General features: G+C 30.5%; 17 protein-coding genes and 1 tRNA gene. 7 read left to right on the forward strand and 11 right to left on the reverse strand.

Annotation, left to right across the window (positions count from 1 at the left end):
- The 4 genes from dxr to FBE87_RS06890 are packed head-to-tail and all read right to left on the reverse strand — an operon-like array spanning window position 1 to window position 3,449.
- Entirely contained in the window at window positions 1–1,071 is a 1,071-nt protein-coding gene (gene dxr / locus FBE87_RS06875) for a 1-deoxy-D-xylulose-5-phosphate reductoisomerase (RefSeq protein WP_002864243.1), read from the reverse strand.
- Complete coding sequence (locus FBE87_RS06880; RefSeq protein WP_002869557.1) at window positions 1,068–1,793, reverse strand: phosphatidate cytidylyltransferase; 726 nt, start codon at window positions 1,791–1,793, stop codon at window positions 1,068–1,070. Before FBE87_RS06880 ends, dxr begins: the two co-directional genes overlap by 4 nt.
- Window positions 1,794–1,801: 8 nt before the next feature.
- Entirely contained in the window at window positions 1,802–2,140 is a 339-nt protein-coding gene (locus FBE87_RS06885) for a hypothetical protein (protein ID WP_002852397.1), read from the reverse strand.
- Between the two features lies 1 nt (window position 2,141).
- Complete coding sequence (locus FBE87_RS06890; RefSeq protein ID WP_038401615.1) at window positions 2,142–3,449, reverse strand: NFACT family protein; 1,308 nt, start codon at window positions 3,447–3,449, stop codon at window positions 2,142–2,144.
- A gap of 61 nt (window positions 3,450–3,510) precedes the next feature.
- Here FBE87_RS06890 and FBE87_RS06895 point away from each other — a divergent pair, with 61 nt between their 5' ends.
- The 6 genes from FBE87_RS06895 to ceuB all read left to right on the forward strand — a co-directional run bounded on the left by FBE87_RS06895 (window position 3,511) and on the right by ceuB (window position 8,814).
- Window positions 3,511–4,086, forward strand: coding sequence for a molybdenum cofactor guanylyltransferase (locus FBE87_RS06895; RefSeq protein ID WP_002867312.1), 576 nt, complete (start codon window positions 3,511–3,513; stop codon window positions 4,084–4,086).
- Entirely contained in the window at window positions 4,083–5,072 is a 990-nt protein-coding gene (locus FBE87_RS06900; RefSeq protein WP_002864239.1) for a phospholipase A, read from the forward strand. The genes FBE87_RS06895 and FBE87_RS06900 overlap by 4 nt, the downstream gene beginning before the upstream one ends.
- A 73-nt stretch (window positions 5,073–5,145) precedes the next feature.
- On the forward strand, window positions 5,146–6,126 hold the full coding sequence (locus tag FBE87_RS06905; protein WP_285949239.1) for an ABC transporter permease: 981 nt from the start codon (window positions 5,146–5,148) through the stop codon (window positions 6,124–6,126).
- On the forward strand, window positions 6,119–7,057 hold the full coding sequence (locus tag FBE87_RS06910; protein ID WP_038816948.1) for an iron chelate uptake ABC transporter family permease subunit: 939 nt from the start codon (window positions 6,119–6,121) through the stop codon (window positions 7,055–7,057). Before FBE87_RS06905 ends, FBE87_RS06910 begins: the two co-directional genes overlap by 8 nt.
- Window positions 7,054–7,809, forward strand: coding sequence for an ABC transporter ATP-binding protein (locus FBE87_RS06915; RefSeq protein ID WP_002858409.1), 756 nt, complete (start codon window positions 7,054–7,056; stop codon window positions 7,807–7,809). The genes FBE87_RS06910 and FBE87_RS06915 overlap by 4 nt, the downstream gene beginning before the upstream one ends.
- A 12-nt stretch (window positions 7,810–7,821) precedes the next feature.
- The gene (ceuB, locus tag FBE87_RS06920; protein ID WP_100621851.1) at window positions 7,822–8,814 is read left to right on the forward strand and encodes an enterochelin ABC transporter substrate-binding protein CeuB; all 993 of its coding nucleotides are present in this window, start codon (window positions 7,822–7,824) and stop codon (window positions 8,812–8,814) included.
- A gap of 72 nt (window positions 8,815–8,886) precedes the next feature.
- On the opposite strand, the gene FBE87_RS06925 is transcribed toward ceuB, so the two are convergent.
- From FBE87_RS06925 to nrfH, 4 genes are all read right to left on the reverse strand, one after another.
- Window positions 8,887–8,976, reverse strand: a tRNA-Ser gene (locus FBE87_RS06925).
- 63 nt (window positions 8,977–9,039) lie between these two features.
- Window positions 9,040–9,594, reverse strand: a complete 555-nt coding sequence (locus FBE87_RS06930; protein WP_002855904.1) for a membrane protein — start codon at window positions 9,592–9,594, stop codon at window positions 9,040–9,042.
- Window positions 9,595–9,729: 135 nt separating this feature from the next.
- The gene (locus FBE87_RS06935; RefSeq protein ID WP_002867305.1) at window positions 9,730–11,562 is read right to left on the reverse strand and encodes an ammonia-forming cytochrome c nitrite reductase subunit c552; all 1,833 of its coding nucleotides are present in this window, start codon (window positions 11,560–11,562) and stop codon (window positions 9,730–9,732) included.
- Window positions 11,563–11,576: 14 nt separating this feature from the next.
- The gene (gene nrfH / locus FBE87_RS06940) at window positions 11,577–12,092 is read right to left on the reverse strand and encodes a cytochrome c nitrite reductase small subunit (protein ID WP_010891930.1); all 516 of its coding nucleotides are present in this window, start codon (window positions 12,090–12,092) and stop codon (window positions 11,577–11,579) included.
- Window positions 12,093–12,255: 163 nt separating this feature from the next.
- Here nrfH and FBE87_RS06945 point away from each other — a divergent pair, with 163 nt between their 5' ends.
- A complete protein-coding gene (locus tag FBE87_RS06945; protein ID WP_257070075.1) occupies window positions 12,256–14,364 on the forward strand; it encodes an RNA degradosome polyphosphate kinase in 2,109 nt (702 codons plus the stop codon).
- Window positions 14,365–14,506: 142 nt separating this feature from the next.
- Here the strand turns inward: FBE87_RS06945 and FBE87_RS09320 are convergent, their stop codons facing one another.
- The 3 genes from FBE87_RS09320 to FBE87_RS09330 form a co-directional block, all read right to left on the reverse strand.
- Window positions 14,507–15,457 carry an autotransporter outer membrane beta-barrel domain-containing protein gene (locus FBE87_RS09320; protein ID WP_052799484.1) on the reverse strand — a complete coding sequence of 317 codons (951 nt, stop codon included), beginning with the start codon at window positions 15,455–15,457 and terminating at the stop codon, window positions 14,507–14,509.
- A gap of 189 nt (window positions 15,458–15,646) precedes the next feature.
- Window positions 15,647–16,132 (reverse strand): hypothetical protein, encoded by a 486-nt coding sequence (locus tag FBE87_RS09325; protein WP_269468758.1) that lies wholly within the window; start codon window positions 16,130–16,132, stop codon window positions 15,647–15,649.
- Between the two features lie 194 nt (window positions 16,133–16,326).
- Entirely contained in the window at window positions 16,327–16,785 is a 459-nt protein-coding gene (locus FBE87_RS09330) for a hypothetical protein (RefSeq protein WP_057042281.1), read from the reverse strand.
- Between the last annotated feature and the right edge of the window lie 76 nt (window positions 16,786–16,861).

The following is a 16,861-nucleotide window of genomic DNA, read 5'->3' on the forward strand; positions in this document are numbered from 1 at the left end:
TTAACTCCTTAAATACTCTCTTGTTTTAAAATCATACTCAAAAACTTCTTCTATGCTTGAAATTTTAGGTACTCCAAAATGATCAAGGGCTTTAAAAATGCATTTAGCAATGTCTAAAAATCCACTTTTATTTTCTAAAAAATTATAAACACCAACTTCATTAGCAGCATTGATGATAACACCTAAATTTGGCTCTTTTAAAAATGTATTTTTAAGCTTAAAAATAGGATATTTTTTTGTGCTGATTGGATGAAATTTTAAAGCAGGCATTTTGCTAAAATCAACAGCCTCTAAAATAGGCGTATCTTGTTTTTCAAATATAGCATCTGAAATAGCTAGTTTCATATCTGCTTTTGAAAAATACGCCGTGCTAGCTCCATTTTTAAATTCACACATTGCATGCACTAAAGATCTTGGTTCTATTAAAGCATCAATTTCTTTAAAATCATATAAATGATAAGCCTCTATAATCTCAAAAAGCTTATTTGCCATAGTCGCACTATCTATAGTGATCTTTGCTCCCATGTTCCAATTAGGATGTTTTAAAGCATCTTTGACACTGACTTGATTTAAATCTTTGATTTTATACCTATAAAAAGCTCCACCACTTGCTGTGATATAAAGTTTTGCTATATTTTTTTTACCTTCGAGTAAAAATTTTAAAGCTGCATGCTCACTATCAACGGGTAAAAATTTAGCCCCTTTCAAAAAACTCCCAGCTACTACAAGACTTTCTTTGTTAGCTAAAGCTATGTTTTTGCCAAGCTCTTTAGCCTTTAAAGTGCTTTTAAGTCCTGCAAAACCTACAATGGCATTGAGTAAAAGCTTATCTTGACATTCTGTTAAAATTTGCTCTAAACCTTCTTGCCCTATAAAAACTCTATCGTGTTTAACTAAATGCTTATTTTTTGAATCTTTTATGGAAACAAATTTGGGTTTAAACCTTGCGATTTGCTCATTTAAAAGAGCGATGTTATCCCCACAAGCTAAAGCAGAAATGGGAATGTTTTTTAAAGCAGCAAGTTTAAGAGCATTTACTCCTATACTGCCCGTACTTCCAAAAAGTATCATAAAAGAGCAACCATCACAAAAGCAGCAATGATCACCGCATCGATCCTATCAAGCACGCCCCCATGACCAGGGATAAGATCTCCACTATCTTTTACACCTGCTTCTCTTTTAAAATAACTCTCAAGCAAATCTCCAATCACTGCAAAAATCGCTACAAAAAACGAACAAAGCAAAGAAAGCCAAAAACTATAAACAAAAACTCCCAAAATAGTTCCAATAACACTCGCACAAATCAAGCCACCTATAACACCTTCTAAGGTTTTGTTTGGACTTGTTGGAGAAAAAGGAGTTTTACCCATAAGTTTTCCGATAAAATACGCCCCACTATCACAAGCTGCAACGATAATGATAAGCCAAAAAAGTGCAAACATACCCTGATCTAAATACACTTGCCAAAGTGCTAAAATAGGCAAACTAGGATAAATATAAATAAGAGCTGGTTTTAAGGAAGCCTTTTTATAAACCAAATATCCAACGACTAATAACAAAACTAAAATCCCAAAAAGCAAAGCTTTATGCGATAAACTTCCCAAAATAAAAGCTATAGCCAAAGGGATAATAGAGATATTTTCTAAAGCAAAAAGTTTTTTTGCTTCACTAAAAGATAGATACAATAAAACCGCAAAAACGATAAAATTGATAAAAAATTGATCAATCAACGCGATAATAATAATAGCCCCTATCATCACAAGAGCTGAAATAATTCTAGTTGTATTAAACATATTTTTCCTTATATACTAATATCTAAGCGATGAATGCTTTGTGCGTCTTTAAAATTTGGATCTTTAGACTCATCTTCTTCATTTTTCTCATCATCACTGGTTTTAGCTTCTTGATTGTGTTTTTTCTTTTTTTCTTCTTGTTCGGCTTTTTCTTTGATCTCTTCTTTGATTTCATGAGTCTCATTGACTTTCTCAAGCTTGTTTAAAGTTTTTTCTTTTTCATTAAATTCAGCCATATTTAGCGTAGCTGCAAAACCTTCTTTTGCAAGCTCATTGCTTGCTTGTGTAGCTGGATAAGCCATATTCTGATTTATATAATTGATATTTCCTAAAGGGCTAACTGGCATTTTAATCCTTTGTGATATTAATACTTTTAAAATTTGTATAATTTACAAACGCCTTTTGCTGAACCTTAACAAAATTTTTTAAAGTATAATCGACCCAATACGAACCTTTCTTTAACTTAGAAAAGCTTACACAAAGCCTTGCAGCAAATTCTATCACATCGAGGCTGATTTTTTGCTTGTTTGATACAATCAAAGTATGTGCGCTAGGAATATCCCTTACATGAAGCCACAAATCATCTTTTTTAGCATTTTTAAGTAAAAATTCATTGCCTTTTTCATTTTTACCCACGCAAATTTTAAACTCGTTAAAATAAAAATTTGCCACAAGATCTTCTTGTTTATGATCTTGATTTTTTTTGCTATTTTTTTTAGGTAGTAAAATTTCAAGCTCTATCTCACTCTTAGCTTGAAGCAATAATTCTTTCAAACTCAAGGTAAAATCTAACTTTTCTTTTAAATTTTGTCTTTGTATGTTTAAATTTTTAGCTTTTTGTTCTAATTTTTTAGCATTTTTATAATATAAATTAGCACTTTGCTTAGGACTAAATTCAAGCTTAAATTCAAGCTCTTTGCCTTCAAAATCATCAAGCTTAAATTCCCTTTCATAATCTTTTAAAACACTCAAATTTGCAAACAATACATCAGCCCTTTTTCTGTATTCTAAAGCTTTTAAGAGTAAAGAATTTTCTTCATCTAAACTAGAAAAAAGTTCTTGTAAATTTTGTATTTTTTTATCCACTTGTGCAAGTTTTAAATTTTTTATTTGTTTGATTTTACTCTCATAAATGCTTGTAAATTTGCGAGAAAAATAATCTGCAAAGTCTTTAATTTCCTCAAAATTTTCATCCATTTTATAAGGCTTTAAAGACTCTAAAATCACATTAGGTTTTACAACACGATAACTTTTATCAATGTGTCTTAAAGCCTCTATGATCAAATCTTTTTCATCTGTAAGAATAACATTGGTATTTTTACCCGTAAATTCAAAATAAATTTTGCTCTCATAGCTTTTATAAGCCTTATTAGCTTTTACACTAAAACATAAAATACGATTGCCTTCAAGGACTTTAACTTCCTTTATAAAAGCATTGCTAAAATACTTTTTAAGCATAAAATCAAAAGGTGCATTATAATTTTTTGCATTAAATTTAGCTGTATAAATCGCACTCATTGCACGAGTAAGATCAAAAATAAATCTTTCTCTATCAAAGCTTAATTCCAAAATATTGTCATTGATACGCTTGATAAAATCGATTTTTTTAAACCGAGAAAAAAAAGTTTGTAATTGTAAAAGTTCTGTGTATTTCATAAAAGAAATTATAAAATATTTTGGCGAATTTTGTGGTAGAATTACATTAAAAAGGAAATTTGTGCAGCTTAATGAGCTAAATTGCGTGATTTTATGTGGTGGTAAATCTAGCCGTATGGGACAAGATAAAAGCAAATTGATTCTTAAAAATCAAAATTTAACTCAATTTCAAGTAGATAAATTTTCTAAAATTTTTAAAAATGTCTATGTGAGTGCGAAAGAAGACAAATTTGAAAACCATTTTAGCTTGATAAAAGATTCTTTAGAATTTGAAGTTTACTCTCCTATGCTTGCGCTTTACTCTATACTTTCAAATTTTAAAAATGAATTTGTTTTTGTTTTAAGTGTAGATAGTCCTAAAGTAGGTGAAAATGAACTTTTAAAAATGCTTCCTTTTTTAGAACAAAACTATAAAATAATCATAGCAAAAACCCCTTTGCATAAACATCCCTTATGTGGCTTTTATCACAGCTCTTTAGCTCAAACTTGTAAAAATTTCTTAGAAAAAAATGAACAAAAAATAGGACTTTTATTTTCTGAGATTAAAACCAAATTTGTAGAATTTGAAGATGAAGATGCTTTTTTAAATCTTAATTTTTATGAAGAATATGAAAAATTTAAAAGCAAGTTAAAATGAGAAAAATTGCTTTATTTTTAAGCTTATGCGTTTTTATATGGGCTAGTGATTTACAACAAGCTTTAGAGTATGAAAAACAAGGCGATTATAAAAAAGCTATGGAAATTTACAAAAAACTCGCTTTAAAAAATTCATCTGTTTTGATTTCTCAAGAACAAAATAACTCAAGTCAAGCAACACAAACGCAAAATTCTATCACTATAAAAAAAGAAGAAAAACAAGACTTTTCTCGCTTAGCTTTGGCTAATTATCTTGGTGAAAATGAAAGCTTTAATCCCCTTGGCATTAGCTCTTATAAGATGAATTATTTTTTACCTTTTGCTTATAGTTTTAATTCTTTAGGAGTAAATAATAATAAGAGTGAGGCGAAATTCCAACTTAGTGTTAAAAAAAGACTTTTTGAAAATTTACTAGGACTAGATGAAAAATATTATATAGCCTATACTCAAACTTCTTGGTGGCAAATTTATGAGCATTCTTCTCCTTTTAGAGAAACCAACTATCAACCAGAATTTTTTATAGATCTTCCTTTATATCTTAAAGATTATGAATTTTTTAACAATCTACGCGTAGGTATATTGCATGAAAGCAATGGCAAGGGAGATGAGAATTTACAATCTCGCTCATGGAATAGAATTTATGTATCTACTGCTATTTTATATAATAAATTTTTATTTGTTCCACGCCTTTGGTATAGAATTCCTGAAAACAAAAAAGATGATGATAATCCTGCCATCTTGCATTATATGGGAAATTTTGATGTGAATTTAGCGTATTTAGGTGATGATTATTTTATCAATCTTATGCTAAGAAATAATCTTAAATTCCACAATAACAAAGGCGCTATACAAGTTGATCTAGGATATGATATTTTTAATAACGGAATTTATTGGTATTTACAATACTTTAATGGCTATGGAGAAAGCCTTATAGACTATAACAAACACTTGCAAAGACTTTCCACTGGATTTTTGATTTCTTACTAAAATATCCTTTGTAGTTTTATCATTTCTTAAAACAAATTTCATTACAATTTCATTTTTGATAATTATTATTACTATAAGGAAAGATTTATTTTTTAAGCATATATTGAGTTTAAAAGTGCTTATAGCTTTACTTTTATTCTTTGGAATGATAAGTTTATTTATAGGAGTTATCAGTATCAATGTAAAAGATATCCTTAATCTTAACTCCACTCAACTAGAAATCATAACCCTTACAAGAATTCCTAGACTTATAGCGATTTTACTCACAGGAATGAGTCTTAGTATATGCGGGCTTATCATGCAACAACTCACGCAAAATAAATTCGTTTCTCCAACTACGGCAGGAACTATGGATTGTGCTAAATTTGGCATACTTATTTCTTTAATATTTTTTACTGGAGCATCTTTTTTCACTCAAACTATCATTGCTTCTGTATTTGCACTTTTGGGTTCTTTTATATTTATCCAAATTTTAAGAAAAATCAAACTCAAAGATGTGATTTTTGTACCTTTGATAGGCTTGATGTTTGGAGGTATTATTAGTGCTATAACCACTTTTTTTGCCTATGCTTTAAATTATATACAAAATATCCAAGGTTGGCTACAAGGCAGTATGGCAAATGTTATGCAGGGAAATTATGAATTGCTCTACATTTCTTTACCACTTTTTATACTTGCTTATTTTTTAGCTCATAAAATTACCATAGTTGGCATGGGTGAAGATATAGCTTTAAATCTTGGAATTTCTTATAATGGGATATTATTTTTAGGCTTGATGATTGTAAGCATTATCACTAGTTTAGTGATTGTAAGCGTTGGGATTATCCCTTTTTTAGGGCTAATTATCCCAAATTTAGTAGCTCTTTATCTAGGTGATAATCTTAGAAAAAATCTTATCTATATAGCACTTTGTGGAGCTTTGTTTTTACTTGTTTGCGATATCATTTCAAGACTTGTCATCTTTCCTTTTGAAATGCCTTTAAGCATCACTACAGGTGTTTTAGGATCTTTAATCTTTATCTTTCTTTTGCTAAAAAGGAAAGTTTATGCGTAAAAAAATGCTAATTTTAAGCTTTTTAACACTTGGTATGATAGGGATTTTTATACTTGTGGGTTTAAATGGCTTTGATGAGTATGCTTTAAAAAGTCGTTTTTTACAAATTGCGGCTATTATCATAGTAGCTATTTGTATCGCTGTTTCAACAGTGATTTTTCAAACTTTATGCAATAACAAAATTCTAACCCCTGCTATCATAGGATTAGATTCTTTATATATGTTGCTTCAAAGTGCTCTTATCTTTTCTTTTGGTGCGGCTAATTTAAGTGTTTATAAAAACGATATCAATTTTTTAATCACTCTAGTTTGTATGGTGGTTTTTTCACTAGGACTTTATAAAATTTTATTTAGTAGCGATAGAAGTATTTATCTTATCATGCTTTTAGGTTTAGTTTTTGGAACACTTTTTAGCACTTTAAGCTCTTTTTTTGAAGTGCTAATCGACCCTGATGAATTCATGGTAATACAAGGAAGAATGTTTGCTAGTTTTGATAATATTGCTTTTGATGTTTTAATTCTTGCTTATATTATTAGCTTTTTAAGTTTTATATGGATTTTTCGCTATATGAAATTTTTAGATCCTTTAAATTTAGGCAAAGATTTAGCGATAAATTTAGGGATAAATTATCAAAAAATTTCAAAACAATTAATGATTATCATAGCTATTTTAACTTCTATTAGCACCGCACTTGTAGGTCCTATAACCTTTTTAGGGCTTTTGGTGGTAAATATCACTTATGAACTATTTAAAACTGCAAAGCATAGTATTTTGCTAAGCGCTTGTATACTTATTAGTATTTTGGCTTTGCTTGGAGGGGTATTTTTTGTCTCTAGAGTTTTTGATTATAATGCCACTATAAGCATGGTTATTAATTTCTTAGGTGGGATATATTTTATCTATCTTGTATTAAAGGGTAATAAATTATGATTAAACTAAAAAATATCACCAAATTTTATGATAATAAAGTCATTATTTCAGATCTTAGCCTTGATTTTCATAAAGGCAAAATCACTTCTATAATAGGAGCCAATGGCGCTGGAAAATCCACTCTTTTAGCTCTAGCAAGTCGTTTGATAAAACCTAGTAGTGGAGAAATTTATATCGATGGAATGAATTTAAAAAATTATAAAGAGCAAATCTTAGCACAAAAAATTTCCATTCTCAAACAACAAAACAATATCAATTTAAGATTAAAAGTTGAAGAATTAGTCGCTTTTGGGCGTTTTCCGCATTCTCAAGGAAGACTTAATACAAACGATAAAATCAAAATCAATGAAGCTTTAGAATACATGGAACTTAGCAACTTAAGAAATGAATTTTTAGATACATTAAGCGGGGGACAAAAGCAAAGAGCTTTTATAGCCATGATCATCGCTCAGGATACTGAATTTATAATGTTTGATGAACCTTTGAACAATCTTGATATGAAGCATAGCGTACAAATCATGCAACTAATGAAAAATTTAGTCAAAGACTTTAACAAAAGTATAGCTGTTGTATTACATGATATTAATTTTGCTTCGATTTATTCTGATGAAATCATAGCCTTAAAAGATGGGAAGCTTTTAAAACAAGGCTCAAAAGATGAAATCATCAATCAAGAAAATTTAAAACAAATTTATGATATGGATATACCCGTAAGTCAAATTAATGGTAAGAAAATTTGTATTTATTTTTAAAAAGGAGAAAATATGAAAAAATCTTTAGTTTTTGCATTTTTTGCATTTTTTTTAAGTCTAATCTTAACAGCTTGTAATTCAAACTCAAATGAAAACAACGCAAGTTCTACAACAAAAACCAACACTGCTACGGTGAAAGTTTTGCCTATTAGTATGAGCGATGAGGGTAATAGTTTTTTAGTGAAGGATAGTCTAGGAGAAAATAAAATCCCTAAAAATCCTTCTAAGGTAGTGATCTTAGATCTTGGAATTTTAGATACTTTTGATGCTTTAAAATTAAATGATAAAGTCGTTGGCGTTCCTGCTAAAAATTTACCAAAATACCTACAACAATTTAAAAACAAACCTAGTGTAGGTGGAGTACAACAAGTTGATTTTGAAGCCATTAATGCTTTAAAACCTGATCTTATCATCATTTCTGGACGCCAAAGTAAATTTTATGATAAGTTAAAAGAAATAGCTCCAACTTTATTTGTAGGTCTTGATAATGCAAATTTTTTAAGCTCTTTTGAAAACAATGTCTTAAGCGTTGCAAAACTTTATGGTTTAGAAAAAGAAGCTTTAGAAAAAATTTCAGATATTAAAAATGAAATTGAAAAAGCCAAAAGTATAGTTGATGAAGATAAAAAAGCTCTTATCATTCTTACAAATTCTAACAAAATTTCAGCCTTTGGTCCTCAATCTCGCTTTGGGATTATTCACGATGTTTTAGGGATTAATGCAGTAGATGAGAATATAAAAGTAGGCACTCACGGCAAAAGTATCAACTCTGAATTTATACTAGAAAAAAATCCTGATTATATTTTTGTTGTTGATAGAAATGTCATCTTAGGCAACAAAGAACGTGCTCAAGGCATACTCGATAATGCACTTGTCGCTAAAACCAAAGCAGCGCAAAACAAAAAAATCATCTATCTTGATCCAGAATACTGGTATTTAGCAAGTGGAAATGGACTAGAGTCTTTAAAAACCATGATTTTAGAAATCAAAAACGCTGTAAAATAATATAACTTCGCAAGGGCTAGTCTCTTGCTTCGATACTTAATAAAATACTTGGGATTTTCAAGAAAGTTTTAGTGGCGGACAGAGAGGGATTTGAACCCTCGAGACCCGTTAAGATCTGCACCCTTAGCAGGGGTGTGGTTTCAGCCACTCACCCATCTGTCCAATAAAGTAAAGTATGATTATACAAAAAAATAAATAATACCTAGCTTAAAAAGCTAGGAAAAATCAAAGGCTAAGATAAGCCAAAAGCAAAGTTACAACAACCCCTACTCCAAGAACTGCAAATTGTTTACTTCTATCTTTTTTATTTGCAAACAAAGTAATCATAAGCCCTGAAATATAAAGCATAAATAAAGTAATACCAAAACCTACGCTAAGCACAGAAAAATACCAAGCACCCTTATCTTTATGAAGCATAATCATATCTCCAAGTAAAGATCTTGTTTTTAAGGTAATATTGTATTCATTAGTAGAATTTTGAGTTATATTAGCACTATAATGAGTTCCACCTATTGTTATACCTTTATCTTTACTTTTAATTATATTTGTATTAGATGGTACTTTTAAACCATTTGTTTTTAAATACTCTATTAAAGCTTCTCTTTCTTTACCACTTTCTATAACTTTTGACAATTGATACTGCTCAACTTTTAAGCCCACATCTTGATTAATACCAAAAATATACGCTATACCTGTTAAAGCAAAAAGCAAAGCACAAGGCAAAAAGAACAAACTAAGATAGATATGAACCTGTCTAAACAATTTATTTTTATTGATCATTTTAACTCCTTTTTGATTATCAAAATTTGTTATATTTTGACAAAACAAAGTGAAGCAAAAGTGAATTTTAAATAAAAAGTTTATATTTTTTAAAACAAAGAAAAGAAAAAGCCCTATGATTATAGGGCTTAAGAATTATTTTTTATCAATCACTTGATAATTATAAGGAGCAAGCTCTTTATCATGCTCTAAAAGTTCTTTTGGAGGATTGCCATTAACATCTTTTTCATCTGCATAGTAACGCTCTCCAGCTTTGTGATTATTAACATCTACTTTATAATAAAGCTCTCCTGGATTAAATTTTTGAATATCTTCAAAACCTAAATTTGAAGTTTTAAAATCTTTAATTCCATTTGCCGCTGCAATTTCTACAAGTTTAGTTTGTCCCATTCTTGCCATATCAACAGCTTGCAATAACATTCTTGAAGCTTCGCGAGGATTATGAAAACCAGTTGAGTTTTCAGCATTAACAAAATCTGCTCTCATTTGAGCTTTACGATGAAGTTCTAAAACTTCTTTTAGCTCTTCGCTAATTTTTTTCGCATCAGCTTTTCCATCGCTTTGGAATTTTTCCATATTGCCTAGTTCATCGCGTAATTTTTTAGTATCCATAATCAAACTAACAATTGCATACTCTGCAGTTCTTTGATCATGTGCAACGCTGTTTTGTATGTCAAGCACTTGAGCTTTTAAATAATCTTCGCTTTGTTTATGACAAGACTTACAAGCAGAGTTAATATCTCTTAAAGGAGAGGTGATGTTGTGTTGAGTAACCTTTTTAGCTCCTTCTCTAACATAAGGCATATGACAATCCACGCAACTTACCCCATTTGCAGCATGTACACCGCCACTATAAAGTTCACTTTCTGGATGTTGAATTTTAATAATTTGCGCTCCTGTTAATTTATGAGTAAAATCAGCTCCAAATACTCCACGAACTTTATCATAATAATCATCTAGCATTTCAATTCTAAATGGTTGTCCTTTTTTCCACTCACTCCAAGGAAAAGTTAAAACTATACCATCGGTTTCAATCTCTTTAGCTTTATTACCATCTCTCCAAAACTCATACTCATCATAATTTTTCTGAGTTCCATTCCACCATTTTTTAGAACTATCATCTACAATAGTTTCACCCATTACTTTTACCTTTTCCCCTGTTGGTTTAAAATAGTATTCAACATGGCATTGAGAGCAAACTAAAGTTCTCATTTCTTCTCTTGTAGCTTTTACGCCTTGTACTGGATCTTTTTCATATCCTCTAGAAACTAAAGCATTAATAGCTGCTGGACGAGTAAGTCTTAAACTCATATCATTTGGATTGTGACAATCTGCACAAGTTACACCCATTCTTTTACCACCATGTGGGCCTGCATGTTCAGGTGAATTTTCTACTATACCATCAACAGCTGGGATATTTTTAATCATAGTCCAATAATTTGTAGAGTTAAAAGCGGTAAAATCTCCTTTAGCAACATTTTTTATAAGCCATGGAGTCCATCCACTATGACAATTCATACAAGCTGCGGGTTGACCTTTAAAAGCAGCAAGTCCATGGGCATTAAGAAAATCTTTGTTATTTCTTGCTGTTTTCATTTGATCTACTTGAACCCAAAAATGCCCTCTTTCTTCATTGAAATCAAGGCTAAAAGGATATCCTGCCCAAAGTATGGTTAATTGGGGAAAGCGAATCAATTTTGAATAAGCTAAATTACCACCAAATTCAGTAGCCTTAGGCTCTTCTTTTTCAACCGTTAAATACATTTTTAGTTGCTCTGGAAAAACCTTACCCCATTTTTCAAAATTTGGATCATCATCACTAAGCAAAGAAAAATCAGCATTTGCTGCAATGGCATTTTTATTTGCTTCATCTTCTTTTTTTTGATTGATATCATTATTTAGCCATAAAACTCCCGCTATAAGTAAAACCAAAACGACAATACCTAAGCGTAAAATATTTTTTTTCATTCATCTTCTCCTTATTAAATTCCGTGTTTATGTCCAACATCTTTATGACAAGAAGCACAATTTAATGACTTGTCTGCATGTGGATTTGTTGTAGCATTGATAGCCGTTTGAGCAAAATCTGCATGACAGCGTATGCAGTTTTCTTGCACCATTTTTCTGCTTTTTTCAGTCGCACTCAAATTTGTAGGCAACTCATCAAGTTTAAAAGTAAAAGCATAAGCATGCCCTAAACCACTTTGGGCTTTAGCTATCCACTTAGCTACAAAATTATGTGGCAAATGACAATCCACACAAGTTGCTCTTGGTTCGCCTTTGACTTTTTGAGAATGTGGTCCTGCCATGTATTCGTTATAAACTTCATTCATAATATGGCAGTTATTACAAGATTCACTTGCATTGCTTAAATAAGATGTGCCCTTAGCGTTATAAAAAGTATAAAACCCAACCGCAAAGAAAACAAAAAGCAAAACAAGAAAAATAGTAAAAAGATTCGAAGTTTTCTTCAAAATTTTCCTCCTTAAAATTATCATTTCTTAAAATCTTCAATGAAACAACAATGTCACAGAATTTCCCAGAAATAAATTTTGTGATTCTAACATAGATGAATTTAATATAATTTTAAAGATATATTTACTCTTAATTAACCTAAAAAATTTAAAACTTTTATTCAATAATTTCAAAATAAATGATAAAATACAACTAAAAAAGGAAAAATTAATGCAAACAAGTCCTGATATGTTTATCAATCGCGAACTTTCTTGGCTTCGCTTTAATTCTCGTGTTTTAGACCAATGTTCTAAAAATTTACCCTTGTTAGAAAAATTAAAATTTATAGCTATATATTGCACTAATTTAGATGAATTTTATATGATACGCGTCGCAGGCTTAAAACAACTTTTTTCAGCTGGAGTTAATGCAAGCAGTAACGATGAAATGACCCCGTTACAACAATTAAAAGCCATACGCAAATACTTACACCAAGAAAAAGAACTTTTGGAGCGTTATTTTAATGAAATCACAAGTGAACTAGAAAAAGAAAATCTTTTCATAAAACATTATGAGAATTTAGATGAAAATTTAAAACAAAAATGTGATGAGTATTTTTTCTCCAATATTTTTCCTGTTATTGTTCCAATAGCTGTTGATGCTACTCACCCTTTTCCGCATTTAAACAACTTATCTTTTTCACTAGCGGTTAAAATTTGCGATAAAGCGCATCCTGAACTTGTAAAATTTGGAATGATTAGAATTCCAAGAGTTTTACCTCGTTTTTATGAAGTAAGTGCAAATATTTATGTTCCTATAGAAAGTATAGTCCATCAACACGCAGAAGAAATTTTTCCAGGCTATAAACTCTTAGCTTCAGCAGCATTTAGAGTGACTAGAAATGCAGATATGGTAATAGAAGAGGAAGAAGCTGATGATTTTATGATGATTTTAGAACAAGGCTTAAAACTTCGCAGAAAAGGAGCTTTTGTAAGATTGCAAATTCAAAAAGATGCAGATGAGCAAATCGTAGAATTTCTTAATACTCACATGAAAATTTTTCATAAAGATGTTTATGAATATTCTATTTTACTCAATCTCCCTAGCCTTTGGCAAATCGCAGGAAATAAAACCTTTACGCATCTTTTAAGCCCACTTTACACGCCTAAAACTTTACCACCTTTTGATGAGAATTTATCTATTTTTGATGCTGTAGAAAAAGAAGATATACTCATCATACAACCTTTTGAAAGTTTTGATCCAGTTTATAAATTTATCAAAGAAGCAAGCAAAGATCCTGAAGTAATTTCCATAAGAATGACACTTTATAGAGTGGAAAAAAATTCCAATATAGTTCAAGCTTTAATTGATGCTGCAAGTGATGGAAAACAAGTAACTGTGATGGTAGAATTAAAAGCACGCTTTGATGAAGAAAATAATCTTCATTGGGCGAAAGCTTTAGAAAATGCCGGAGCTCATGTTATTTATGGCATTACAGGTTTTAAAGTCCACGCTAAGGTTTCTCAAGTCATACGCAAACAAGGAGATAAACTTAAATTTTATATGCATTTAAGCACAGGAAATTATAATGCAAGCAGTGCTAAAATCTATACTGATGTGAGTTATTTTACAAGCAAAGCAGAATTTGCAAGAGATACGACAAGCTTTTTCCACATCTTATCGGGCTTTAGTAAAAATCGTCGCCTTCAAACTCTTTCAATGAGCCCAAATCAAATCAAAGAAAAAGTTTTAGAAATGATACGCATTGAAACAAGCAAGAAAAATGAAGGTGTGATTGTAGCTAAAATGAATTCTCTTGTGGATAGTGATATCATACAAGCGCTTTATGAAGCAAGTATGGAAGGAGTGCAAATCGATCTTATCATACGCGGAATTTGTTGCTTAAAACCTGATGAAGAATACAGCAAAAACATACGCATTAGAAGCATCATAGGAAAATACTTAGAACATGCTAGAGTATTTTATTTTAAACATAGTGAGCCAAATTATTTTATATCGAGTGCAGATTGGATGCCAAGAAATTTAGAACGCCGTTTAGAACTTATGACTCCTATATATGATGAAAGAAGCAAAGCTAAATTAGCTCAATTTTTACGCTTGCAACTTAGTGATAATGTTTTAGCTTATAAGCTTAAAAATAATGGAGAATATGAAAAAATTCCTTCTTCTGAAAAAATCATAGATTCTCAACAAACCTTAGAAGAATATGTAAGTAAAATTTATAAAACACTTAAAAAAGATACAGATCAAAGTCGTGCAACGCACTTAGCTTCCAAACTTTTCAAAGAAAACTAAAAGTTTTTAGGGTTTTTTACTCTAAAGACTTATTTACTTGTTTGTTATAAAAAAGGGCTTTAAAATAAAGCCCTAGGAGATTTCCCATAGAAATAAACAATTATTTCTAAACTATAAAAAGATTTAGAAATGATTTTTAAGATTAAAATTTATACTTAAGTCCTACTTGACCACTTAAGTAAGTTTCATTTTTATTATCTACTTTACCTGCTAGTATTTGTTTAGCACCAAAGCCAAGATTCATACTGAGTTGATTTGTAAAATCTACATTACCCCCTACGATAATTTGTCCGTATGTTTTTTTCTTGTTGTTAGCTTCAATACTAGTAAAGAAAGCATTATTTACAGCTAGGTTAGCTGTGTAATCATCACTACTATTGATAACAAATTGTTCTATTTTTGGAGTTACAAAAATATAAGAGTTTTCATTCATATATTTTCTAAATTCAGCACCCACTTCAATACTTACAGAATTGTTTTTCATAGAATCAATATCTTTAGCAATAGCACCATTTTCTGTATGAGATGGAGTATAACTAAAATAATAATTTACTCCCGCAAAAGGTTTAATAAATAAAGTATTATCACTAAAGTCAAACACACGACCTGCATTAGCACTAAGTCCTAAGAATTTACTTGTATAATCTGAGTTATATGCACCATCTATTTGAACATTGTCTTGTTTAGTTGGAGAAACTTGAGCATAAGCTTTAAGATTAAGTTCCCATTGTGGAGCTATATTGATAGTAGAATACATGCCTAATTGGAAGTTATCACTTTTTTGTTCTAGATTATTGTCTTTGATTTTAGCATTTGCATAAGTAAAATAAACACCCCATAAAACATCATCATTAGCTTGTTTATCTACACCTATAGTAGCACCATACATTGCACCACTATCTCCATCGATAATGTTAGCACCACCAAAAGCATTAGCCCAAACACTATTGGTATATTCATTTACATAGCTTGGTCTCATATCGCTATCTAAAGCAGCAAATTTAAGGCCATTCATTTTAGAAGCATAAGTTCCAAAAGGATTGTTTAGCATTGCTACACGAGAACCTATAGAAACATCATTAGAAATATTCATAGTGGTATTTACTGCACTAGAAGCTGAATTTAGATTAGATACAGATTTACCTGTATTGTCTGTATCTTTTTTGATATCTAAAGCTAGTTTTACACCTTCTCTACTTGCTAAATCTGCTCCTATACTTCCTAATTGTTCTGTGATAGAACGAAGTGCTAGGATAGAAGCTTTATCATTAGAGTTAAGATTTCAATTTGAATTTTTATTTACTAAATCAATGTATTTTTCATCATCGATTTTACCGCCGTTTTTCTCAGCTTCTTCTAACATTGTTTGAAGTTCAGTTTTTTGTTTTTCAAGAGCTTCTTTGGCTTTTGCCCATTCTTCATCTTGATCGGAATCAAATTCATTTTTAAGCAATTTATCGATAGTATCTATATCTACTTGAAGTTGAACTAGCTTATCTTTAGCCGCTGCAGTAGCACCTCCATTGATCACTAAGCATTTATTGCCACCGCAGTTTTGAACGCTAAGTTTATAATCTACTAAGCCTTTTTCTCCATCGCCGTATTTATCTTCATCGCTAATATCTATTATAGTTCCTGCTTCCAAAGGATCTTTACCTTGAACATCGGTTGAGATATAATCACTTGCGAATTTTAAAAGTAATGCACCCGCGTTATTATTTGATTTTTCTTCTAAGATATCTTTGTTAAAATCTTTAGCTTGAACCATTACTACATTATTTGCTTCTAAGTCTGTATAAGAGCGTTTGATAAGTCCAAAATTTGAATTTGCAAGATTTGCAGTTCCATTTACCTTAACAAAATTTCCATAAGTAGCAAAAAGGGTTTTATCGGCGGTAAAATTTCCATTTATAGTTAAGCTACCATTAGCACTTTTTCCTTCAACTGCTCCATTATAAAGAATTATACCTGAGCCTTTTTTTCATCCTCAGTAATGGCTTCACCTCCTGAGCTAGTCATAGTTAAATTTCCATTAATCACCGAAGGTGCAAAAGCTTGTAAAACTATATCTGTTGTTTTAACCTCTTTAGCAGTAGCGTTTAGATTTGTTACATAAGCAGGATTTTCTTTATTGTTATGTGTAAAGCTTAAAGTATTGTCTTTACCGATATCAATGTTAAATCGATAATCAGCGCTATCATAATCATCGCTTGGTAAATCCCAAACACCCATTTTGATACTTAAATCTTGCCCTTTGTACTTATTAGGATTTTTAAGATTGATATCCTTACCATTTTCTTCAAAATAATTTCCCACATCTGAAGATTGTGTAAGATTGATTTCTTCAGCAAAAGCACTCGAATAAAGCAAAGTTGCTACACCTAAGCTTAGCAATATCTTGCTCGAAGCATTTTTTTTCATAAGTTTCTCCTTCAATAAATTTAAACTGAAGGAATAATTATATCCCCTAAAAATAAGCTTAAAAATAAAACTATAA

This window comes from Campylobacter sp. CFSAN093246 (genome assembly GCF_012889415.1).
GTDB classification, from domain to species: domain Bacteria; phylum Campylobacterota; class Campylobacteria; order Campylobacterales; family Campylobacteraceae; genus Campylobacter_D; species Campylobacter_D jejuni.